16 protein-coding genes are annotated in these 23,827 nt (G+C 41.8%); 13 read left to right on the top strand and 3 right to left on the bottom strand.

Annotated features, from left to right (window positions below; translation table 11 throughout):
* Window positions 1-123: 123 nt before the first annotated feature.
* Window positions 124-312, bottom strand: a complete 189-nt coding sequence (locus MMU07_RS20800) for a hypothetical protein (protein ID WP_241128534.1) — start codon at window positions 310-312, stop codon at window positions 124-126.
* Window positions 313-835: 523 nt separating this feature from the next.
* Here MMU07_RS20800 and MMU07_RS20795 point away from each other — a divergent pair.
* A complete protein-coding gene (locus MMU07_RS20795) occupies window positions 836-2,797 on the top strand; it encodes a histidine kinase dimerization/phosphoacceptor domain -containing protein (RefSeq protein WP_241128533.1) in 1,962 nt (653 codons plus the stop codon).
* A gap of 1,534 nt (window positions 2,798-4,331) precedes the next feature.
* On the opposite strand, the gene MMU07_RS20790 is transcribed toward MMU07_RS20795, so the two are convergent.
* Together MMU07_RS20790 and MMU07_RS20785 are read right to left on the bottom strand one after the other, a co-directional pair.
* Window positions 4,332-4,610 (bottom strand): hypothetical protein, encoded by a 279-nt coding sequence (locus tag MMU07_RS20790; RefSeq protein ID WP_241128532.1) that lies wholly within the window; start codon window positions 4,608-4,610, stop codon window positions 4,332-4,334.
* A 91-nt stretch (window positions 4,611-4,701) separates the two neighbouring features.
* Window positions 4,702-5,019, bottom strand: coding sequence for a hypothetical protein (locus MMU07_RS20785; RefSeq protein ID WP_241128531.1), 318 nt, complete (start codon window positions 5,017-5,019; stop codon window positions 4,702-4,704).
* 292 nt (window positions 5,020-5,311) lie between these two features.
* Here MMU07_RS20785 and MMU07_RS20780 point away from each other — a divergent pair, with 292 nt between their 5' ends.
* From MMU07_RS20780 to MMU07_RS20725, 12 genes are all read left to right on the top strand, one after another.
* Complete coding sequence (locus MMU07_RS20780; RefSeq protein WP_241128530.1) at window positions 5,312-5,674, top strand: HEPN domain-containing protein; 363 nt, start codon at window positions 5,312-5,314, stop codon at window positions 5,672-5,674.
* A gap of 110 nt (window positions 5,675-5,784) precedes the next feature.
* Window positions 5,785-10,692 (top strand): 2-oxoacid:acceptor oxidoreductase family protein, encoded by a 4,908-nt coding sequence (locus MMU07_RS20775; protein WP_241128529.1) that lies wholly within the window; start codon window positions 5,785-5,787, stop codon window positions 10,690-10,692.
* A gap of 4 nt (window positions 10,693-10,696) precedes the next feature.
* Window positions 10,697-12,049: an electron transport complex subunit RsxC gene (gene rsxC / locus MMU07_RS20770; RefSeq protein ID WP_241128528.1), complete on the top strand. Its 1,353-nt coding sequence runs from the start codon at window positions 10,697-10,699 to the stop codon at window positions 12,047-12,049.
* Window positions 12,042-13,055, top strand: coding sequence for an RnfABCDGE type electron transport complex subunit D (locus MMU07_RS20765; protein WP_241128527.1), 1,014 nt, complete (start codon window positions 12,042-12,044; stop codon window positions 13,053-13,055). Before rsxC ends, MMU07_RS20765 begins: the two co-directional genes overlap by 8 nt.
* Window positions 13,052-13,759, top strand: coding sequence for an RnfABCDGE type electron transport complex subunit G (locus MMU07_RS20760; RefSeq protein ID WP_241128526.1), 708 nt, complete (start codon window positions 13,052-13,054; stop codon window positions 13,757-13,759). The genes MMU07_RS20765 and MMU07_RS20760 overlap by 4 nt, the downstream gene beginning before the upstream one ends.
* 152 nt (window positions 13,760-13,911) lie before the next feature.
* Complete coding sequence (gene rsxE, locus MMU07_RS20755) at window positions 13,912-14,547, top strand: electron transport complex subunit RsxE (RefSeq protein WP_241128525.1); 636 nt, start codon at window positions 13,912-13,914, stop codon at window positions 14,545-14,547.
* The gene (locus tag MMU07_RS20750; protein ID WP_241128524.1) at window positions 14,544-15,125 is read left to right on the top strand and encodes an electron transport complex protein RnfA; all 582 of its coding nucleotides are present in this window, start codon (window positions 14,544-14,546) and stop codon (window positions 15,123-15,125) included. The genes rsxE and MMU07_RS20750 overlap by 4 nt, the downstream gene beginning before the upstream one ends.
* Before the next feature lie 117 nt (window positions 15,126-15,242).
* The gene (locus tag MMU07_RS20745; protein ID WP_241128523.1) at window positions 15,243-15,446 is read left to right on the top strand and encodes a hypothetical protein; all 204 of its coding nucleotides are present in this window, start codon (window positions 15,243-15,245) and stop codon (window positions 15,444-15,446) included.
* 381 nt (window positions 15,447-15,827) lie between these two features.
* Window positions 15,828-16,685, top strand: a complete 858-nt coding sequence (locus MMU07_RS20740) for a ferredoxin reductase domain-containing protein (protein WP_241128522.1) — start codon at window positions 15,828-15,830, stop codon at window positions 16,683-16,685.
* Between the two features lie 370 nt (window positions 16,686-17,055).
* The gene (locus MMU07_RS20735; RefSeq protein ID WP_241128521.1) at window positions 17,056-17,919 is read left to right on the top strand and encodes an RnfABCDGE type electron transport complex subunit B; all 864 of its coding nucleotides are present in this window, start codon (window positions 17,056-17,058) and stop codon (window positions 17,917-17,919) included.
* 211 nt (window positions 17,920-18,130) lie between these two features.
* Window positions 18,131-21,826: a YobI family P-loop NTPase gene (locus tag MMU07_RS20730; protein ID WP_241128520.1), complete on the top strand. Its 3,696-nt coding sequence runs from the start codon at window positions 18,131-18,133 to the stop codon at window positions 21,824-21,826.
* 379 nt (window positions 21,827-22,205) lie between these two features.
* Window positions 22,206-22,832: a hypothetical protein gene (locus tag MMU07_RS20725; protein WP_241128519.1), complete on the top strand. Its 627-nt coding sequence runs from the start codon at window positions 22,206-22,208 to the stop codon at window positions 22,830-22,832.
* The last annotated feature ends 995 nt before the right edge of the window (window positions 22,833-23,827 follow it).

Here is a 23,827-nt window from a genome sequence, read left to right as displayed (position 1 = left end):
CTGATTCACGCATTTTGTCCGTGTATAGGTTTACAATTTTGAATTAAATTGTGTCAACCTATTTCAGTACATGACCTTTCCTCGTGTCACTTTTTGTCCCCGATAAATACGGGGCAGGCTTGGTCACAAAAAGTAACCAAAAAAGACAAGTCGGCAGAATCCTATCCACGCTCTAGCCCATTGCTGACCCGGTCTGCCGACTTCCTCCCCGCAGGTGTTCCATAGGAGGTTTTCACTAAGGTTGAGGATTCTGAAATTAAGCCCCGAAGCGGGCGAAACAACAATAGCCATGGGTAAGGTGCTACACTGCATTTCTTGCTTTCTCTAATTCTTATGCACCGCAGCCCATGGTTTAGAGTCGGATGAGTTAGATATTTCGGTCACGGATTTTCTAAAGAAGAGAAATCTCCTTACCGAAATGGTTGGGAAAATTTTATCATTTCAACTCTTCAATCCTGATGATTAAATGATTTGTGTTATTTCCTCGTGTCACTTTTTTTCTTATCACAAAAAGTAACCAAAAAAGAAAAGAAATTTTAATCCTCCCCCACACTATGCCTCGCCGGCCCGGTAAAATTTCTTCCTCCCCGCAGGTGTTCCATAGGAGGTTTTCACTAAGGTTGAGGATTCTGAAATTAAGCACCAAAGTACGCGATATAATAATAGTCATTGAAATGGTTGGCGTTGATTCCTGATTTCCTTTTACCTAAATCATAATTTCTCCTTATATTTTCGCCTCTATTTTATTTTTTCGTTATCAAATGATTTACTTTTTTTTACAAATCTCAAAAAATAAATTTATGTTTGGTATATGCTGAATTGCAACCAAATTCATTTGAAACCATCTATATCAAAATATCTATACTTTTTAGTATATGTCTTTATAATATTCAATATCAGTACTTTAGATTGCTATGCCCAAAAACCTCACATCGAAGATGGCCTGTTTAAGGAAGGTTTACTCGAGTTAAAATTCAAAGACGGTTGGCGGTACCAACCTGGTGACCATCGGGAATGGGCAAATCCTGATTTTGATGACTCAAATTGGTACAAGATCGACCCAACCGGCTTAAAAGCCTACCAAATGCCGGATAGCCTTTGGTCGGGGTATGGATGGTGGCGGATTACATTTACCGCAGACGCTAAGACAATTGAATCCATTGAAAGGCTCTATTTCTACTCTTGGGGAGCAGCGGAAATCTATCTTGATGGGGAGCTTGTGGAGACTTATGGGAATTTCTCGAGGGATCCCCAACTGGAAAAAACCTATACTCCCGACTACGCAGGTGACAGGCCATTGAAAATCACAGCACAGGAACAGCATACCCTGGCGGTCAGGTTTTCAAACCATCAGGCCAAAAGAAACCATCAGATCTTCAGGTATTTTTCCGAAAACCTGGGCTTTAATATCGGTTTTTCGGCTGCAGTCCGCGCTCAATTTTCAGATTATCGTTATGCCAATAGCTTTGCAACCCTCTCAGTGATTGTTGTAGTGCTATTTATATTGTTGGTGTTGCATCTGCTTCTGTATATCAAATTCAGAAGAGAGGAACCTTACCTAGTGATTACGCTGATCACCTTTTTCTTTTTATGTGCGGCTGTCTGTGCCCACATTCTTCTGTTTGTAAATCTTAATGGGTTCACCAATCCGATTTTCAGCAGTATTTTAAATTCCACTGCTTTTGGTTTAGGGTATGGCTTATTACCATATTCTCTGAGTTTGTTATTCAGGATCCGGCAATTCCATTGGACAAAGCATTTGTTTTGGTTGGCATTATTTAGAACCTTCAATTACTTTGTCCATATATTCAATTTTATACTTTTTGATGCGACCATTATCCTCGCAGTCATTATCCTGATGATGGTGATCATGCGGATAGCCATCAAGGAAAAAAACAAAGGTGCGCTGTATGTGACATTTGGGGCAATCGGAACATCTGTTTTCCTTTTGGTCAATAGAATGGTCAGCTCTGACATCATTTCGCTGAGTACCTCGCTTTATTATCTGGACCTGGTATTGCTTTATATCAGTTATCCATTGGGAATTTACATTTATATCACCAATCAATATGGCAGGCTATTTCTTGCGATGGAGCAGGAAGTGCAAGATCGTACCCACCAACTCAATGCTATGATTGCTGACCTGACCCAAACGCAAAAGGAGCTTTCAACAAAAAATGATGAAAATGTATTGTTGCTTAAAGAAATCCACCACCGTGTCAAAAACAACCTGGAAGTCGTGTCAGGTCTTTTGGCATTACAGTTTGCCAAAATAGACGATCCCAATATGCAGGAGGTCATGTTGTCAAGTCAAAACAGGGTGAAATCAATGGGTATTTTACATCAGAAACTTTATCAAAGCGAGCAATTGGCTTTTATAGAAATGAAAAATTATTTTGAGAACCTCTGTGAAAACATTTTGGATTCTTATAATGAGACCGACAGGATCAAAGTAAATATTGAGATGGCCGAACTCGAACTGGATGTAGATACGGCGGTTCCATTGGGTTTGATAGTCAATGAACTTCTGACAAATTCTTTGAAATATGCGTTCCCAAAGGGACAAAAAGGGAAGATTGAATTGAGTTTGAAAAATCTGAATAATGACAATTTCCAACTAAAAATCAGTGACAACGGAGTGGGCAAACCCTTGATCGGAAAGGCATTGGGAACGGGTTTTGGGTCCCAGTTGGTGGATTTGCTTACACGTCAGATTGATGGAAAATTGATACAAGATGTCAGTAACGGAACCATGATTTTGATCAATTTTGAAAGGCAGGTAGCTACCAAGTTTTAAGTAGGTGGATTGTTCATTATTGGGATTCAGTAATTCCTTCAACTTGATCAATTATTTTTAGTATAGCCCCGAAGCGGGCGAAACATAGAAGCAATGGGTAAGGTGCTACACCGATCTTCATACTTTCTCTAATTCTTATGCACCGTGGCCCATGGTTTAGAATCGGATCATTACGAGATTTCGGTCACGGATTTTCTAAAGAAGAGAATTCTCATTACCGAAATGGTTTGGGATGAATTACGTAAATACGCTCTTAACATTCTTACCAACTTTTTTACGTTTTAATCTTTAGTCACTTTTTGTCTTGAAACAAAAAGTAACCAAAAAGTTCAAGAAATTTTAATCCTCCCCCACACTAAGCCCCGCCGGCCCGGTAATATTTCTTCCTCCCCGCAGGTGTTCCATAGGAGGTTTTTCCTAAGGTTGAGGATTCTGAAATTAAGCCCCGAAGTGGGCGAAACAATATTAACCATGGGCAAGGTGCTACACTGATCTTCATACTTTCTCTAATTCTTATGCACCGCAGCCCATGGTTTAGAATCGGATCATTACGAGATTTCGGTCACGGATTTTCTAAAGAAGAGAATTCTCATTACCGAAATGGTTTGGGATGAATTACGTAAATACGCTCTTAACATTCTTACCAACTTTTTTACGTTTTAATCTTTAGTCACTTTTTGTCTTGAAACAAAAAGTAACCAAAAAGTTCAAGAAATTTTAATCCTCCCCCACACTAAGCCCCGCCGGCCCGGTAAAATTTCTTCCTCCCCGCAGGTGTTCCATAGGAGGTTTTTACTAAGGTTGAGGATTCTGAAATTAAGCCCCGAAGCGGGCGAAACAACAATAGCCATGGGCAAGGTGCTAAACTGATCTTCATACTTTATCTAATCTTCATGAACCGCAGCCCATGGTTTAAAATCGGATGATTGGGTCCCGATAACTATCGGAATCGGTCACGCATTTTTTAAAGTAGAGAATTCTCATTACCGAAATGGTTGGGATGAATTTCTTTAAAATACTCTTAACATTCTTGCCGATTTTCTTTACGTTTTATTCTTTAGTCACTTTTTGTCTTGAAACAAAAAGTAACCAAAAAGTTCAAGAAATTTTAATCCTCCCCCACACGGTGCCACGCCGGCCCGGTAAAATTTCTTCCTCCCCACATGTGTTCCATTAGAGTATCTACCTGAAGTATAAAATTACTGAAAAGTAATCCATTGAAAATTCTATTCTTGGATCTCCTTCGACCAACAGCCCCGTAGCGGGCGAAATATGGTAGCAATGGGCAAGGTGCTGCACGGATTTTTATATTCACTTTAATCTTCATGCACCGCAGCCCATGGTAAAGAATAGGATGGGTTATGTATTTCGGTCACGAATTTTCTAAAGTAGAGAATTCTCATTACCGAAATGGTTGGGAAAATCTTATTGTTTTTTTTCTACAATCCTTGTGATTAATTGACTCGCGTTTATTTCTTGAGTCACTTTTTGTCTTATCACAAAAAGTAACCAAAAAAGACAAGTCGGCAGAATCCTATCCACGCTCTAGCCCACCGCCGGCCCGGTCCGCCGACTTCCTCCCCGCAGGTGTTCCATGGGATTTTTTTACTAAAGATGAGGATTCTGGAATTCCTTCATTTGGACCTTTAATTAGAAAAAATAGTCCGCCGCGGCGGAGCGAAATCTGAGTAGCCATGGGCAAGGTGCTGCACTGATTTTTGTGCCCACTATAATCTTCATGCACCGCAGCCCATGGTAAAGAATAGGATGAGTTCGGTATTTCGGTCACGAATCTCATTAGGTGGGGAATCATAAATACCGAAATGGTTGGGGAAATTTTATCATTTCAACTCTTCAATCCTGATGATTAATTGATTCGTGTTTATTTCTTGTGTCACTTTTTGTCATGATACAAAAAGTAACCAAAAAAATCTAGCGAAATAATCCTCCTCCCCATGTGCCCTCGCAGGCCCGGAATTTCGCTTCCTCCCCGCAGGTGTTCCATGGGAGGTTTTTACTAACGATAAGGATCCTGGAATTCCTTCATTTGGACCTTTACTTAGAACATACAGCCCCGTAGTGGGCGAAATATGGGTAGCCATGGGTAAGGTGCTACACTCCATTTCATACTTTCCCTGATCCTTATGCACCGCAGCCCATGGTTTAGAATCGGATGGGTTAGGTATTTCGGTCACGAATCTTTTAAATAGGAGAATTCTCATTACCGAAATGGTTGGAGGGAATCCATTGGTTACCTTTTTCAATTGAATGAACTGGAAATTTTATTGGAAACCGTTTTTGAATCCCCAACCCCTCCCCTTCACCACTTCTTCTGCATCCTCTGTGACCTATAGTGTAAATCCATCACAACCACCCCTTTGCCATTTCTAATCCCTTATTTTCCCCATTGATGCAAATCATGGTTTTGGCTGATTTATGTCAGGTTTTTATCTATTATAACTAGATACTTTTAACACATTACAAAGATCCATTAGCAACCTTAAATCTCCTGTCATGAACAACCTTAAATCACAAAACATCCTGGAAGAAGCAGACGAAATGCTCCAAACAGCCAAGGAGGAACTCTGCAGACCCGAAGAAGATGTCGTACACTATATGGTATGCAAGCATGCCTATAAGGCAATCACAAAATACATGGCAGGATACCTTATCGGTCAGGGTCAGGCTGTCTCTCATTCAAGTTCGATCGCTGATTTATTGGGTAAATGCCGCAATATCAACCCCACCTTTCAGAAACTCAATCTTGATCCTCTCCTTCGTCAAGGTGATCCCGAGGATTTGTGGATGAATAGCCACACATCTAACGAATTCATCGATTTGGCGGACAAAACCCGAAATCTAGTGGGTTTGAACTGATCAAAATAGACCTTGAAAATTTCACAAAATCCACGGGATCCTTTCCTATAAAATTTTTTCACCTCCCAATCCCTTACCATTTCAGTTTCTTGAAAAACTAATTTAATGTCATGGAAAATAAAAAAAATAACTTCAAATACCCCGGAACAAGGGTTGCGATGGATGGAAACACCGTCGCCATCATGTGTGAAAGGGAATCTTCCGATGCCGCAGGAGCCTACCCCATCACACCCTCCACTCAAATGGGTGAATATTGGGCGGAAGAAGCTGCAAAAGGCCATCTCAACATATCGGATAGGCCTTTGATTTTTATAGAGCCGGAAGGTGAACATGCCGCAGCAGCCGTCACTGCCGGTCTTTCCATGACGGGATTGCGTTCGGCCAATTTCTCCTCCGGACAGGGTATCGCCTACATGCACGAGTCACTCTATGCCGCTGTCGGCAAAAGACTCACCTACGTGCTCAACATCGGTGCCCGTGCCATGACCAAATCCACCCTCAACGTCCATGCAGGCCATGATGATTACCATGCCATCGACGATACAGGGTTTTTCCAACTGTTCGCCAAAAAAGCACAGCACGTTGCTGACCTCAATATCATATCCCACAAAATCGCCGAGCTTGCCCTGAACCCCGGGGTTATTGCCCAAGATGGATTCCTGACCACCCACCTTATCGAGTCTCTGATGCTTCCTGAAAGGGAACTGATCAAAGAATACCTTGGACGGCCTGACGACATTATCCCCACTCCCACTCCGGCACAAAGGATGATCTATGGCGATATGCGTCGTAGAATCCCCGAAGTATGGGATGTGGACAATCCTATGATGGCAGGTATCGTCCAAAATCAGGATTCCTACATGCAGAGTGTCGCCGCACAGAGGCCTTTTTTCTTTGACCATATCAAGGACATCACCGATCAGGCTTTTGAAGATTTTTATGCCCTCACCGGCAGAAAGTATGAAAGGGTGATGACTTATAGGGCTGAAGATGCCGAATACCTGATCCTCGGACAAGGCAGTGTCGTGTCAAGTGCCGAAGCTGTGGTGGATTATTTGAGAAGGACTCGTGGACTGAGAGTCGGGGTCGTTGACCTTGTGATGTTCAGACCTTTCCCGGCAGATCTTCTGGGGAAAATTCTGAAAGGAAAAAAAGGCGTGACTATTTTGGAAAGATTGGACCAACCGCTTTCTGAGGATTCTCCGATCATGCGGGAAGTCCGCTCCGTCATTACCAAATGCATCGAAAATGGAAACCACAAAAAAGACCTTCCCTATCCCGAACTTCCCTCCTACACTGCCGGTGAAATGCCCGCTTTGTACACAGGCTCTTTTGGTATGGGCAGCCGTGACCTTCAGCCCGAAGGTATCATCGGCGCAGTAGAAAATATGTTGCCGGATGGCAAGCATAAAAAGAGGTTTTATCTCTCCATTGACTTTATCAGGGAAAATGCCTTCACCCCAAAACAAAGGGAACACCAGGAAAATATACAGGAAGCCTATCCCCATGTCAAGGAACTCGCTGTCCATGGTTCAGAGAATCCAAACCTGATGCCGAAGGACGCCATCACCGTCAGATTCCACTCCGTCGGTGGTTGGGGCGCGATCACGACAGGTAAAAACCTGGCCATGACGCTTTTTGACCTGCTCGGATATGACATCAAAGCCAATCCGAAATATGGCTCTGAAAAGAAAGGTCAGCCGACCACCTACTATTTGGCGGCAGCTCCCGAGCCTATCACCATCAACTGCGAATACTACTTTGTCGATGTGGTGCTCTCTCCCGATCCCAATGTATTCAAGCATACCAATGCCTTGGCGGGGTTGAAAAACGGCGGCGCATTTATAATCCAAAGTGAAAGAAAAACTGCAGATGAAGTGTGGGCGGACATTCCAAAGCATTACCAAAAAACCATCATAGACAATGACATCCATGTATATTATGTAGATGGATTCAAGATTGCAAGAGAAGAAGCCACAGATCCCGAACTCCAGCTCAGGATGCAGGGGATTGCTTTCCAAGGGGCTTTCTTCGCAGCCTCTCCGCTGATGAAAAAATCAGGGTTGACCGATGTCGCCCTGCTCAAAGCCATCGAGGACCAATTGCAACACAAATTCGGTGGCAAAGGTCAACGCGTAGTTGATGACAACATGCGTGTCGTCAGACGGGGTTTTGACGAAGTCTATGAAATCAAAAACAAAGTCCTTGGACTGCAGACCGAAAAATCAAACGGTCAGCTGATTCCTGTCATCCCGACCATGTTGAAAGACGCTCCAAAAAGCCAATCCAACCTAACTGATATCCACCGGTTTTGGGAGCAGACAGGCAGCTTCTACCAAAGCGGTCGAGGTAATGACAACCTCACGGATCCATTTATCGGTCTCAGTGTCATCCCTGCAGCCACTTCTGTATTCAGAGACATGACAGGCATCCGGTTCGAACACCCGGAATGGGTCGCCGACAACTGTACTGCCTGTGGCAATTGCTACACCATCTGTCCCGATACAGCTATACCCGGATTGGTCAGCGAACTTTCGGATGTGCTCGATACCGTTCTGAAAAGGGTAAAAAGAAACCATGACAAACTGGAGTTTCTTCCCAAAACAGTAAAACAGCTGGAACCAAAAATCAGGGCGCTTTTCAATGAACCACATGAGGGTGTCACGGTCAATATGCTGATCAATGAAGCCATTGACAATGTATTGGAAACAGAGGCAAAAGATTCCCTTTTGAGAATGGAGCTTGGATGGTTCAGGGAAGAATTGGGAGATTTTCAATTTGCCCTAACCCGACCTTATTATGACCTCCACGAAAAAAAGCAACCAAACAGCGGCGGTTTGTTCAGCATCACCATCAACCCCAACACCTGCAAAGGCTGTATGGAATGCGTGAAAGTCTGTAACGACGATGCCTTGAAAGTGGTCAAGCAAACTGACGATTCCATTTCAAGATTGAGAGAAGAATGGAGCGTTTGGTCCGACCTTCCCAATACGCCAAAGAAATACAACCGCATCGACGATCTAGAAGAGAAAATCGGTCCACTCGAAACCATCCTCCTTGACAAAAATGCTTACCAGAGTTTTGCGAGTGGTGACGGGGCTTGTTTGGGATGCTCGGAGAAATCAGTCGTCCACCTCTTTATGGCTACTGTCGAATCCCTAATGCTTCCTCGTGTAGAAAAACATGTAGCATACCTAGAAAGCCTGATAGACAAACTGGAAAAGCATATCCAAAGCAGGCTGATGAAATCCATGAACCTCATGGACACCGACCTGATGTCTAAAATCGTCGCAGAAAACCACGGAACGGACCTGACTATTTCGGGAATTGCCAGTAGGATGGAATCAGAAAAAGGTTCAGACCCTATCGATCCGGATTGGCTGACAAACACTACCAATATCCTTTCGGGACTGAAAAGCCTTCTCTGGAGATACACGGGAGGAACCACGGGAAAAGGCCGATCCAGCATGGGTATGACCAATTCGACAGGCTGTACCTCGGTATGGGGAAGTACTTATCCTTACAATCCTTATCCTTTCCCTTGGGCAAACCACCTGTTCCAGGACAGTACTTCCCTGGCGATGGGGATCTTTGAAGGCCATATGTCAAAAATGTCAGATGGGTTCAAACTGATCCGAAAAGCTGAAATGGAGCTCAAAGGAAATTACAATGTCAAAGAACAAAAAGACTTCTTCACCTACTTCAATTGGGAGCAATTCACAGATGAAGAATGGAAATTATGTCCTCCGGTAGTAGCCTTGGGCGGTGACGGTGCGATGTATGATATCGGATTCCAAAACCTTTCCAGGATGATGGCCTCCGGCAAACCCATCAAGGTAATCGTTGTCGATACGCAAGTGTACTCCAACACCGGCGGTCAGGCCTGTACCTCAGGATTTATAGGGCAGGTTTCTGACATGGCGCAATATGGCAAAGTCTGGAAAGGCAAGTCCGAACCAAGAAAAGAAATCGGTCTCATCGCCATGGCGCATAGAAATACCTATGTGATGCAGGGAACTTTGGCCAATACAAGCCACATGATCGAAGGATTTATCGAAGGTTTGCTGACCAAGCGTCCGGCACTGTTCAACCTCTACACTACCTGCCAACCCGAACATGGCGTGGCCGATGACCTTGGTGCACATCAGGCGAAGTTGGCGATGGAATCAAGGGCCTATCCGATTTTCAGGTACAATCCCGACAAAGGAAAAACCCCTCAGGAAGCATTCGACTTGGATGGAAACCCTGCCATGGATCAATTGTGGCCAACCTACGAGTTGAAATACATCGAAGGTGGCAGGCCAAAAACCATGACCGTAGCCATGACTTTTGCAGATTTTGCGATCACCGAGGCAAGGTTCAGGAAGCATTTCCGAAAAGCCCCAAGAGACACCTGGAATGAAAATATGGTCGTCTTGTCCGAATTCCTTGAGATGGACAAGAGTGCCCGAGAAGGAAAATTCCCTTATATCTGGGCTGTCGACCAAAAGCAATTGCTCAGCAGGGTTTTGGTAGCCAAACCAATGGTAGAATCCTGCGAAGAGCGCCGTGATTTTTGGATCATGCTCAGGGCCATTGCAGGAGTTTCCGGTACCAAAGAACTTCCGAAAGAAGATGTGGAAAGCAAAGTCCGCGCTGAAGTAGTCAGCAGGATTGCAAGAGGCCTGATGAAAATGGCCGGAGATGACGGCGCAGGAATCATGGACTTGGTACAGGAAGAGCCAAAGACAAATGGGAATGGCGCTCCAAAAGCTGCTGCCGCAGGTGACGCAATGGCACCTTGGATCGAGACTGAACTTTGCACTTCCTGCGATGAATGTACCAAACTCAACGGTAACATATTTGCTTACAACAAGGATAAGAAAGCCTTTATCAAAAATGCAGATGGCGGACCTTATATGGACTTGGTCAAAGCTGCCGAAAAATGCACCGCAGGCGTAATCCACCCGGGTTTACCTGCAGACAGGAATTTTGCCGATGCAGAAAAATGGATCAAAAGGGGAGAAAAATTCAACTGATACCGTGCTGAACCTTCAATCACATACCTTCCGACACGGGGTTCATCCTCCGGAAAACAAAGAGGAGACCAATAAATTGCCCATCCGGCAGTTTCCTTTCTCTCCTCTTATCATCCTTCCCATGCAGCAGCATATAGGAGCTCCTTCACGCATCATTGTGAAGGAAGGTCAGGAAGTGGTGAGAGGGCAACTTTTGGCAGAAGCCAATGGCTATATGTCCGTGCCGGTTCATGCTCCTGTTTCAGGGAAAATCAGGAAAATCGCTAAAGTCCCTGTCATTTCAGGACAGATGACCGAAGGGATCTACATTGAGACTTTCCATTATTCAGGTCAAGAAGTCAATGAAGGAATCCCTATTTCTCTGGATACCGCAACTCCCGAACAAATCCTCAAAGGCATCCAAGATGCCGGGATTGTGGGATTGGGAGGTGCGGCATTTCCCACCCATGTCAAACTCAAAATCCCTGAAGGAAAGGTCTGCGGCCATCTGATCATCAACGGCATCGAATGCGAGCCCTACCTCACCACCGACCACCGGGTCATGCTCGAGCAGGCCAATGATATCTTCATAGGTATCCGCTATCTGATCAAAGCCACCGGTGCCAAGCAGGTTATCATCGGTATTGAAGGAAACAAGCAGGATGCTGCAGACCATTTGTCCAAACTCATTCCTGCAGACCTTCCTGTGACGGTACAGGTAGTCCCGGTCAAATATCCCCAAGGGGCCGAAAAAATGCTAATCACTTCTTTGCTCGGTAAGGAAGTTCCATCCGGAGGCTTGCCCATAGATGTGAATGCGGTCGTGGTCAATGTGGCCACCACTGCGGAGATTGGCAGGCTGCTGCCGCATGGTCAGGGAATCCAAGAGCGGGTGATTACCATCACCGGTCCCGGTGTCAAGAAAAAAGGCAATTACCTGATTCCCGTAGGAACACCTTTGCGGTATGTTCTCGAGCAGGTCGGCGCAGCAGAAAACATAAGCGAAGTCTATATGGGCGGTCCGATGATGGGTGTGGCAGTCTCCAATCTGGATATTTCCATTGTCAAAGGAACATCAGGTATTGTGGTTTTTGGGGAGGACAATATCCCGAAAACAGAAAAAATATTTCCCTGCATCAAGTGTGGGGCCTGTGTGGATGCCTGTCCCATTTCTTTGAATCCATCGAAATTGGGCATTTTGGCAAAGTCAGAAGGGTATGATACCATGGCCGAGGAATTCCATTTGATGGATTGCTTCGAATGCGGCTCCTGTTCCTTTGTCTGCCCGTCCAATATCCCGCTTGTACAGTATTTCAGACTGTCCAAGGGGATTATCAGAAAACGCAACGCTGAAAAAACTGCAAAAGCCAATGTTTAGCAAAACCCTACATATCAGCACTTCTCCGCACATCCGACAAGGAATGAGTACGGATATGATCATGCGGCATGTGGTTTATGCCATGATGCCTCTTGTGATATTTGCAGTGGTTTCTTTCGGGATAAATGCCCTGTTGGTGATCGTTACCGCAGTCGCTTCGAGCGTCTTGACGGAACATGCCCTTTGCCGATGGTCAGGAAAATCCTCTACCGTTTCGGATTGGTCGGCAGTCATCACAGGCATTTTGCTGGGACTGACTTTGCCACCGATCTTTCCGCTATGGATGACATTCCTCGGAGGGATCGTTTCGATCGCCATCGGAAAGTTTGTCTTTGGAGGTTTGGGCAGCAATGCCTTCAACCCTGCTTTGGTCGGAAGGGCTTTTTTACAAGCTGCATTTCCGGTCGCCATCACGACTTGGCATCCCTCCTTTTTGGAAGGAAGATTTTACAGCATTTCAAAGTCAGTAGCCGCTTTCCCCTTTTCTACCCCTGTGGTAGATGGGATTTCGGGTGCTACTCCCCTAACCGCATTCAAGTTTGACAAAGTCACAGCGGATACTGCAGACCTTGCTTTTGGATTCATCAGCGGATCCACGGGAGAAACTTCCGCTGTCCTGATTATTCTAGGAGGAATCTATTTGGCAGTAAGGAAAATGATGAACTGGAGAATCCCTGTCGCCATCCTTACTACCGTATTTGTCCTGAGCGGTATACTAGATCTCATTGACAACCAAGTCTATCCTTCACCCCAATTCATGCTCTTTTCCGGTGGATTGATGTTGGGGGCGGTCTTTATGGCAACAGACATGGTCGGTTCGCCGATCACGCCAAAAGGCGTGGTGGTATATGGCGCATTTATCGGATTGATAGTCGTCGTCATACGGATTTGGGGCGGACTTCCCGAGGGGGTGATGTATGCCATTCTTTTGGGAAATGCACTTACGCCACACATTGACAACCTGATCAGGCCGCGGGTTTACGGTACCAAAAAGACCAAATCATGAGCGCAAACAAGACCATCTCGACCCAACCCAATACCAACGCAAGTAGCAAGAAAATGCTGATTGCCATGGTAGGCATTGGCGTTATCTGTGCTTTGCTGATCGTATTGAGTTATGAAGGCACCAAAGAAAGGATCGAAATCCTCAAAGCCGAAGCACTCGAAAAAGCAGTATTCAAAGTTGTCCCCGGCATCTCCAAAACAAGGATTTTTGAACTGACAGCAGAGGGAACATTCGTACCCTCAGATGGTAAAGACAGAAGCAAGACCCTTGTCTATGCAGGATATGACGAAACGGATGTCTTCAAAGGTATCGCCATCGAAGCAAGCGGACAGGGTTATGCAGACATCCTTCGGATCCTGTATGGCTATGATCCCGAGACGCAAACTGTGGTAGGATTTTATGTTTTGGAAAGCAAGGAAACCCCGGGATTGGGAGACAAAATCGAAAAGGACGAAGATTTCCTCGCCAATTTCAATGCATTGACCGTGGCACTGACAGAAGATTTGAGTAAAATCCAAAATCCTGTAGTCCCGGTAAAGGAAGGTAAAAAAGTCAACCCTTGGGAAGTCGATGGCATCACGGGTGCCACCATTTCGTCCCGTGCTATCGGCAATATCATCGGCGAGAGTTCGGCAAAGATGGTTCCCTTGATTTATAAGCAACAGGAAGTATTCAATTCGGCAATAAACCCAACCTCCAAATGACGTATTTTACGGGATTCGTCATGCTGATCCGCCGCGGCGGAGAAGCATCTCAAAAATGATAGGAGATCTTTCATCCTTCCCGAAAAAACGGGACAGGCTGTACCTCGGATTCAAGATGACGCACCAACAAATGCCAATTTTAACAACTCAAAATGACACCAACAAAAACCACCGACTTGAAAGCAGGACCAAGCTCCACAGATGAATTCATCAAAGGGCTGTGGCGCGAAAATCCTGTCTTTGTGCAGGTTTTGGGGATGTGTCCGGTTTTGGCGGTTTCCAATTCCGCCATCAACGCCCTTGCAATGGGATTGGCAACGGCTTTTGTACTGATCATGTCCAATATATTGGTTTCTTCGCTCCGCAATTTTATCCCGAAGCAAGTCCGCATAGCTTCCTATATCCTGATCATTGCCACTTTCGTCACCATGGTGGATTATGCGATCCAAGCCATCAGTGTGGATCTGCACAAGAATCTTGGGGCTTTTATCTCCCTGATCGTGGTCAACTGTCTTATCCTGAGCCGTGCTGAAGCCTTTGCTTCCAAAAATACCATAGGAAAATCCGCCTTGGATGCCTTGGGCATGGGATTGGGTTTCGTGTTTGCCCTGTTTTGCCTCGGTGCTGTCAGGGAAATATTGGGAAATGGCAGCATCTTCGGATTCATGATTTTCCCTGAATCCTTTCAGGAATGGATCATCATGATCCTTCCGGCAGGCGGCTTTTTTACCTTGGCCCTGTGGCTTTTCCTATTCAACAATTACAAACTTAAAAAAGCAAAAGCATGAAATCTGAATCCCTTTGGTACATATTCATCAATGCGAGTTTGATCAACAACTTCGTGCTCGCCTATTTTCTCGGAATCTGTCCCTTTCTCGGTGTTTCGGGAAAAATGGAAACTGCCACAAAAATGGGTGCTGCTGTGACCTTTGTCATGATCATCAGTTCGGTCTGTGCTTTTGGCATCCATGCACTGCTTGTGGCCATCAATGCGCCTTTTCTGCAACTCATCAGCTACATTGTCGTCATCGCCGCCACTGTTCAGCTGGTGGAGATGGTCATCAAAAAAATGAGCCCGGCGCTTTTCCGGTCCTTGGGGATTTTCCTCCCTTTGATCACAACCAACTGCGCCATCTTGGCTGTCGCTCTATTTCAGACAGCAAAAGGATATAGTTTCTTCGGCAGTCTTGCCTTCGCATTTGGTGGAGGAATTGGTTTTACCCTTGCCCTGATCCTGATGGCGGGAATCAGGGAGCAACTTGATTTTGCCGATGTGCCAAAAGTCGTCAAAGGTACCGTGATCACTTTGCTGGTCGCAGGGATCTTGTCATTGACATTTATGGGATTTTCGGGATTGGGGTCTTAGGGGGAAGTGGGAAGTGGGGAAGTTGGGAAGTATGGAAGTGGGAAGTATGGAAGTGGGGAGTGGGAAGTAAGAAGTGAAAAGTAAGAAGTAAGAAGTAGACAGTAAGCAAAAAAAAAAATGGAAACAGTTTGGAGTTTTGTGATCGGGATTTTGGGGTTGGTGGGGATGATGTTGGTTTGGGTTTTGGTCCAATCCTATTGGCGCAAAACCTTCTCTGAAAACATCTCAGATGAAGATGTCCTCGCCGAAAGAAGAAGCTGTGGGAATTGTGGATGTGTGAAGGTGTGTGAGAGGAAGTCAACGGTCGATAGTTTTCAGTAGGCAGTTTTCAGTTTTTCAGTCCACAGTCGACAGTCAACGGTCCACGGTGGATTGTTTAAGGAAGGAGATTCAGTGGGCAGTTTGCAGTAAACAGTGGGCAGTTTGCAGTGGGCAGTTTGCAGTGGGCAGTTTTCGGATTTTAGTCCACAGTCCACGGTCGACAGTCGATGGTACTCGAAATTAGTCAGTTCAGAGTAGACAGTAACCAGTAAAAAGTACAAAAAGAACAACAGTCGACGGTCGACGGAAACGATTGAAAGAAGATGAAAAGATTAAAACCAAAAAAACGGGCTGTGGACCATGGACTGTGGTCTGTGGACATTATCCTAATAAATAAGAGCAAACTAAATAATAAAAAACAAACTTCTAAATAGCACAACAATGACCTACTTATCAGACCTCAATACAAAAACGCAATACAAAGCGAAAGTCAGGAAAACCAAGCGCCTGACGCCTGCCAATACAGAGGAAATCCGGGAAATCATGATTGAAGTGGAGGATCCGGGGTTCCAATGTAAGGTTGACCAAAGCTTTGGCGTACTCGTGAAGCATGACAGCGATTTTGGAAATGAATACCACCACAGGCTTTACAGTGTGGCCGATATTCCTTCCAAAGAAAATGGTAAAACTCTCCTGACCATGCTGGTCAAAAGATGCTCTTATGTGGATGAATTCAACGGGGAACTGTATCACGGCGTAGGCTCTAGCTACCTCTGTGACCGGGAGGTTGGCGATGTGATCAACGTAACGGGACCTTTTGAACTGCCATTCAAAATCCCTGAAGACAGAAACTCCAACCTGATCCTCATCGGAATGGGAACAGGTATTGCACCCTTCAGGGCATTTGTGAAGCATATCTATGCAGATGTGAAAGACTGGAAAGGAAAGATCCGTTTGTTTTACGGCGCAAAAAGCGGTTTGGAACTGCTATACCTCAATGACAAAGACGGGGACTTGACAAGCTATTACGACGAAGCCACTTTCGAAGCCTTCAGTGCTTTGAGCCCAAGGCCACATTGGGAAGATCCGATTTCATTGGATGCTGCGATCGAGGAAAGAGCAGAAGAGGTGTTGGAGATGCTCTCCTACAGCAATACCTACATCTACATCGCAGGATATGAAAAAGTCAAAGAAAACCTCAATAAGGCATTTATCAATATCATGGGATCAAAAGAGAAGTGGGAAAACAGGAAAGCGGAATTGATTGCAGGGAAGAAGTGGGCGGAGGTGATTTATTGAAAAAATGACCGATGACCGATGACCGCTGTTGGTGTTGCGTCATCCTGAAGGAGGAACGACTGAAGGATCTCATGTATTTTGATGAGACACTTCGCTACACTCAGTGTGACGCCCCACAATTACGTCATCCTGAATGAGGGACGAATGAAGGATCTATTTATTTTAGGATTGACTCTTCGCTACACTCAGAGTGACGGCCCCACAATTACTTCATCTTGAATCCGAGGTACAGCCTGTCCCGTATTTCGGGAAGGATGAAAGATCTCAGAATAAAAGAGACCCTTCGCTCACTCAGGGTGACGACAACATCCGTCATCGGACATCGGTCATCCGACCACCTAATAACCATTAACCAATAACCATCCACCAAATGACCATCCTAACAGCCTTACTTGCACTCGGCGGACTGACGCTTCTCTTGGCACTGATGCTGATCGTGGCCAATACCAAACTCTATGTCTACGAGGATCCGAGGATAGATGAGGTCGAAAGCATGCTTCCCCACGCCAACTGCGGTGCCTGTGGCTTCCCAGGATGCCGACCCTTTGCGGAAGCTTTGGTCAAAGGAGATATGCTGCCCGGAAAATGTACCGTCAGCAGCGAGGATGGCCGAAAAGCCATTGCTTCCTACCTCGGCGTGGATGCAGGCGCGGAAGAAAAACGGGTCGCAAGATTGGCTTGTGCCGGGGGTGTCAATGTCGCGGTCAACCGTGCCAAATACGAAGGCCTGTCAAGTTGCCGGGGTGCAGCGCTGATTTCGGGTGGTGGCAAGGGATGTTCCTGGGGTTGTCTCGGTCATGGAGACTGCGAGACGGTCTGTGATTTTGATGCGATTTCGATGAATGAATTTGGGCTTCCCGTGGTCGATGAAGCCAAGTGCACCGCCTGCGGAGACTGTGTGGAAGTCTGTCCCAAGGACCTTTTTTCACTCCATCCCATCAGCCAAAGGCTTTGGGTGGCCTGCAAAAGTCAGGAAGCAGGCGACGGTGTTCTCGAGGACTGCGAAGTCGGCTGTACCGCCTGCGGCAAATGCGCCATGGATGCCCCCGATCTCATTACCATGAAGTACAATCTTCCAGTGATCAACTATTCCGGAAGACATCAGACACAGCTTCCGATACAACGCTGCCCTACCGGTGCCATAGTATGGCTGGATGAAAAAGCAGGTCCTATCAAAGGTCCCGAAGCCAAAAAAATCATCAGAAAAGGAAAGCTGAAAATGGGGGAAAGTTAGAATAAGCAGGTTTTGATTTTTTTGATTCCTTATTTTCCCAATGAATTTTTTCAATCCAAAATTTAGGTGACAGGATTGGATTTATAGGTTTTTAGTTATATGTTTAGGGTATTGAAAAATGACAAGAAATTGGTGGTATCAGCCTAAAAACATTATATTTTAATAGCTTTCCCAATTTGAAGCCCGGAAATTAATTTTTAAAATCCAACAGATGAAAAAACAAATTCTCAACTTCTTAGAATATTTAATTATAAATCTCCAGGTAATTCAATTAAAATTTAGAGAAAAAAGCAATGAAAGTATAGGCTACTCTTCATTATCCCCAATTGACAATGGTGATGAAAATGGACATTATTCAAAAGCCTTATTATGGGCATTAAAGAACAGAAAAAAAGGGGATATTAAAAATATTGCTTTAACAGGACCATATGGTTCAGGCAAAAGTAGTATTTTGAAAACGTTTCAAAAAAATTACGTAGGAAATGATTTAAAATTTTTGAATATCTCTTTAGCAACTTTTAAGGAAGAAAAACCAGAAGTTAATGAAAACGGTAAAGAAATTAAAGTCGAAAAAACCGAACTATTAAGACTAATTGAAACAAGTATATTAGAACAAATTTTTTATCATGAGGAGGATAATAAAATCCCTGATTCAAGATTCAAAAAAATAAAAAGTTATAGTTTAAAAAGAATATTCCTTTTGTCTTTAGGATATTTATTGCTGTTAATATCAGTGTATAATTATTTCAATCCCAATTTCATTCAAGGTGTTTTTAAAGATTTTACCCTCAGCGGAACCACAAGAAATATTATTCATTATGGTGGTTTTTTTATAATTGCCTTAGGGATATTTATTTTAATACTAAAATCTGTAAGAATTATTAGCACCGTTACTATTAACAAATTGAAAATTCAAAGTGCTGAAATAGGTATAGGTGATAACCTTAATAAGTCAATTTTAAATCATCATATTGATGAAATCCTTTATTTTTTTTCAATAAGACCTTATAATGTTGTCATAATTGAAGACCTAGATAGATTTCAAGAATCTGAAATTTTTACGAAGCTGAGAGAAGTTAATTTACTTCTTAATAATTCAGAAAAAACCAAACGCAAAGAAATAGTCTTTGTATATGCTGTTAGAGATGATATGTTTTCTGATAGAGAAAGAACAAAGTTCTTTGATTTTATTATTCCAGTCATTCCTGTAATTAACTCATCTAATTCAAGCGAAATATTACTTAAAAAGAAAAATCAGTTTCAGTACACACTGAGCGATAATTTAATTGAAGATATATCCTTTTTTATAGATGATATGCGGTTACTTCATAATATTTCCAATGAATTTTACTTGTATAAACAAAAATTAAATGAGACGCTGAATCAGAACAAGTTGTTTGCCATTTTAACCTATAAAAATATATATCCAAATGATTTTATGAGGCTTAGCAATAATGAAGGTGATCTTCACACTGTTTTTAGTTCAAAAGCAATTTTTATAAACAAGTTAATTAGTGAGTTAGATAATGAAATAGAACAAAATAAGGACCAAATAAGAAAATACGAAAACCTATTCATAACTAACTTAAAAGATATCAGGTTGCTTTATGTCATAAGAATAATTGAATCACTTCCAGGTTTTAAATCATTTTTAATAAATAATGAGGTGGTTTCAATCGATGAAGTAGTTAATGATAAAAATTTTGAATATTTAAAGAAAGATAGTTATACATACTACCAAACTTATTATAGAACTCAAGTTCAACAAGTAAATTTAACAAAGAATTTCAATGAAATTGAAAAGACACTTGACCCATATAAATCTTATTCGGAAAAAGAAAAGGAAGTTAAGGAGATAAAAAATGGGAAGATCACTCCTTTAAAAAACAAAATTTTTGATTTAGAAAAGAAAAAACAAAAAATTAGAATTTCTAAAATTGCAGAAATATTAAAGTCTGATGAGTTTTTATTTGAAATAAATTTAGGTAAAAACCTCAATAAAACTTTCATAACAATCTTATTACGAAATGGATACATTGCAGAAGATTATTTAGACTACATATCATTGTTTCATGAAGAAAGCATAACAAGAGCTGACTACCAATTTCACATAAGTATCAAAAATTCTATAAATGAACCATTTGATTATAAACTTTATAAAATTGAAAAATTACTTTCGAAAATTAGTTTGATCGATTTTCAAACAGATTTTATATTAAATTTTGACATTTTAGATTATTTACTTGCCCATTCCGATCAATATAATAATCAGTTAGAGTCAATCTTTAATAAACTTAAAGACGAATCAAAAATTTCAGTCGATTTCATAAAAGGCTATTTTGAAACATCACAAAAGCTAGAAAAATTTATAAAGATGCTCTGCAACAAGTGGAGTAATGTTTGGGGATTCATAGAATCCAACCCTGATTTCTCGGATGATTTAAAGAGAGCAATTTTTACAAGCATTATTGAGTATGCGGATAAAAAAGCCATTACAGAAATTTCAAACGAATCTTCCTTTGCTCAAATTATTCTCTCAGATCCCTTTTTCTTGAATATCTCTAATAACCACAACAAGACAAAAGAAATTATTAAGGAATTAGGAATAGTCTTTAGAAAAATTGATTTTGAAAACTCGCCTGATGAAATGCTTTCATACATTTATAAAGGCAACTATTATCATATAAATACTGAAATGGTTGCTTCAATCATCAAGAAATTTGGAATGTTTCTCCAAGTAGAATTTGATAACTCAAACTACTTTGCAATTAAGACATCAAAGGCAGACCTATTAATCCAACATGTTGAGTCAAATATCGCTGATTATATTAAAAACGTGTACCTAAAAATTCCAACGAATGTTAATGAGAAGGAAGAGCATCTTATTGAGCTACTCAACAATGAAAATTTAGAAATTGATATTAAGGAATCTATTATTTCCCAAATCGAAACTAAAATAACAAAACTTTCAGCCATTGACAATTCTAAGTTGTTTTCTAAACTCCTAGAGAACAATAAAATCATTCCTACATGGGAAAATTTACTTTACGATTACAATAACCAAATTATTGAAGAAGGAGAAGAGAAAACTGAATTAGAAATTACGGAATCCAGTATTGTATTTATCAATCTAATTAAAAATGCAGAAGAATTGTCTAGGAATAAAATTCCCAAAGAGGTAAATTCTGAAAATCTTTATGGCAAATTTTGGAAAAAGCTATTACAAAATGACAAAATAGAAGATAATTCATACGATTTAATTACTCAATCTAATTCTTGGTGGTACAGTGATTTGAGCTTTGAAGAATTATCCGACAACAAAATTAGAGCGCTCATTAATAATAATTGTTTAAACCCTAATATTGAGAGTTTTAATTCATTAAAAGAAAAATCTGATGGATTAAATATCAATCTACTTGAAAAAAGAAAGGGTGATTATTTTAAAATCTTGGATCAACTTACATTTGACAGCGATGATTTGGAATCGATCTTAAAATCTTCCACCCTAACTAATTTTGAAAAATTGAAAATATTAAATAATTGTTCTGAAGAAACAATTATCACTAATAGAAATTTAAAACTGTTGAGCTCCATTCTTCTATCGGATAATTCTTTTGTGGTTAGTGAGAATGTTTTAAACTCAATTCTTATAAACAATCAAATACCAGTACAAGAGCGAATAAGATTATTTGTCAAAAATTCGAGCAGATATGACCAATTTTTCATTGAATCTTTCTTAACTAATTTAGGAGGAAATTTTGCATGGATTACTGATATAAGTTCAAAAGCAAGAATTCCTCAAGATCATGACAATTGGCAGTTATTAACCATTTTGGTCAATAAAGGGTATATTTCATCTTTTTCGGAAAAAGATTCTGACTATAGGGTAAATCATAAACGAAAATAAACCACACCTAAAATTTAGCCCAATAGGTGTAGTATAACGTCTGATGCTAGGAACGGATAGATTCCGGACAGCAGTCCGAAGAAATTCCACCCCTCCTAGGTGTAGTTTAACGATTGATTGTGGTGCAGGGTGTAATTTGCAATTACACCCCCCATCTGAGTGTAGTATATCGTCTTATGCTACGACCGGCTGGGATTTGTAATTCCACCCTTTTATCCTTCCATCCATGATAGCGACCGGGACGCAATTAGATTCGAAAAAGAAAGCTTTAATCAAAAAGTAAATCTTGGTTATTTAAATTGCTAATTCATATGCTAAGAACCATCCTAATTTCCGTTGCTTTTTAAATTGAATTATTGATAATTAATCCTCAGATTTTATGATCGAATTAGAGCAATCAATTGAAAATACACTAGAGACTTCTGATTTATCAGAAATAAATATCGATCTAGCTGAAGTAACATTAGATTCATTTTTGAATGATGGTGTTTTAAAAGATTTACCTATTGTTAGCTCAATAATGGGTTTTGTTAAAATGGGAATAAAAACCCAAGAATGGCTATTTTTAAAAAAAATACTAAAATTTTTTACTCAATTAGATTCAACTACAAAAAAAGAAAGGTTAGATTTTATTTCAAAGGTTGAAAAAAATGAAGAGTATAATAAAAAAGTAGGATTGGCTTTATTGTTAATAATTGATAAGTTGGAAGATCTAGAGAAACCTGAAATTATAGGAAAGCTGTTTGCTGCCAGTATAAAGGGAGAGATTGATTACAAAATGTTCTTACGGTTGTCTTACCTGGTGCAAAAACTCTTTATTCCTGATTTAAATTATTTAAGGAAAATTAATGAAGGTTCAGAAGTTGATTTTGAGAAGCAAGAAGAACTATATCTATCTGGATTTATGCTTACCTTAGAATCAGATGGGGTAAATTTTGATGGTAGAAGTGACCTAGGTATCAGCCCTTATACAAAGATTCTTTTAAGTATAATTGATAAAAAATAAACATCCAAGGTGGATAGATCATTTGATGAAGGCCCCCCCTAGGCGTAGAATACATCTTATGCTGCGGCTGGGGTGAAATTGCAATTCCACCCCCACTAGGTGTAGATTAGCGATTGATTTTGGGCTGGGTGTAATTTGCAATTACACCCTTTTATCCTTCCATCCACGATAGCAATCGGGATGAAATTGGACTATTCATTCAAATTCTCTAACGAAAGAAGGTTCCTGATCATTTGAATTACATCCCGATAGCTATGCTGGATCATGCTGATAGGAAGGCGTAATTTCATCCCGACAATTGTCGCGGATACGCCTAGCGCCATCGCCATCCACCCACTAGACGTTGTCAAAGTACTGATGCTACGACAGGGAGAAAAGGGCAAAGATTCTTTTAGATGGTGCTCACCATAACTTTTTTATTCAGTGGGATTTTATCAAACCCTTCACTGACCTTGCCAAAAATGATGGATATCAAACAATCGTTGATAGCTTAGAATTTACGCCTGAATATTTAAAGCGCTTTGACATTGTAATGATTATAACAGCTCTTCCATTCGACTTTACAACCAAAAACGAAGGAAATTCCCCCTCTGGGTGTAGTATAACGATTGATGGTGGGACTGGGTGTAATTTGCAATTACACCCTTTTATCCTTCCAATTTGCAATTGGAATACAACCAAACTCACAAATAGTCTACCCTCCTAGGTGTAGAATTACGATTGATGGTGGGACCGGGTGGATTCCGTACAGCTTCGAAAGTAATTCCACCCAAACTGAACAAAGCCTGGGACGTAAGCGGTCATTGCAAAGACAGCCTACGAATTGTAAGTTTCAATTTGCTGACATTTGTTTCTCACTTCCTGATCATTTGAATTACATCCCGACAGCTGTACGGGATCAAGATCATAAGAAGGCGTAGGTCATGTACTGAAATAGGTTGACACAATTTAATTCAAAATTGTAAACCTATACACGGACAAAATGCGTGAATCAG

This window comes from Cognataquiflexum nitidum (genome assembly GCF_022538055.1).
In the GTDB taxonomy this organism is placed as follows: Bacteria; Bacteroidota; Bacteroidia; order Cytophagales; family Cyclobacteriaceae; genus Cognataquiflexum; species Cognataquiflexum nitidum.
This window is presented reverse-complemented; position numbering and strand designations above follow the sequence as displayed.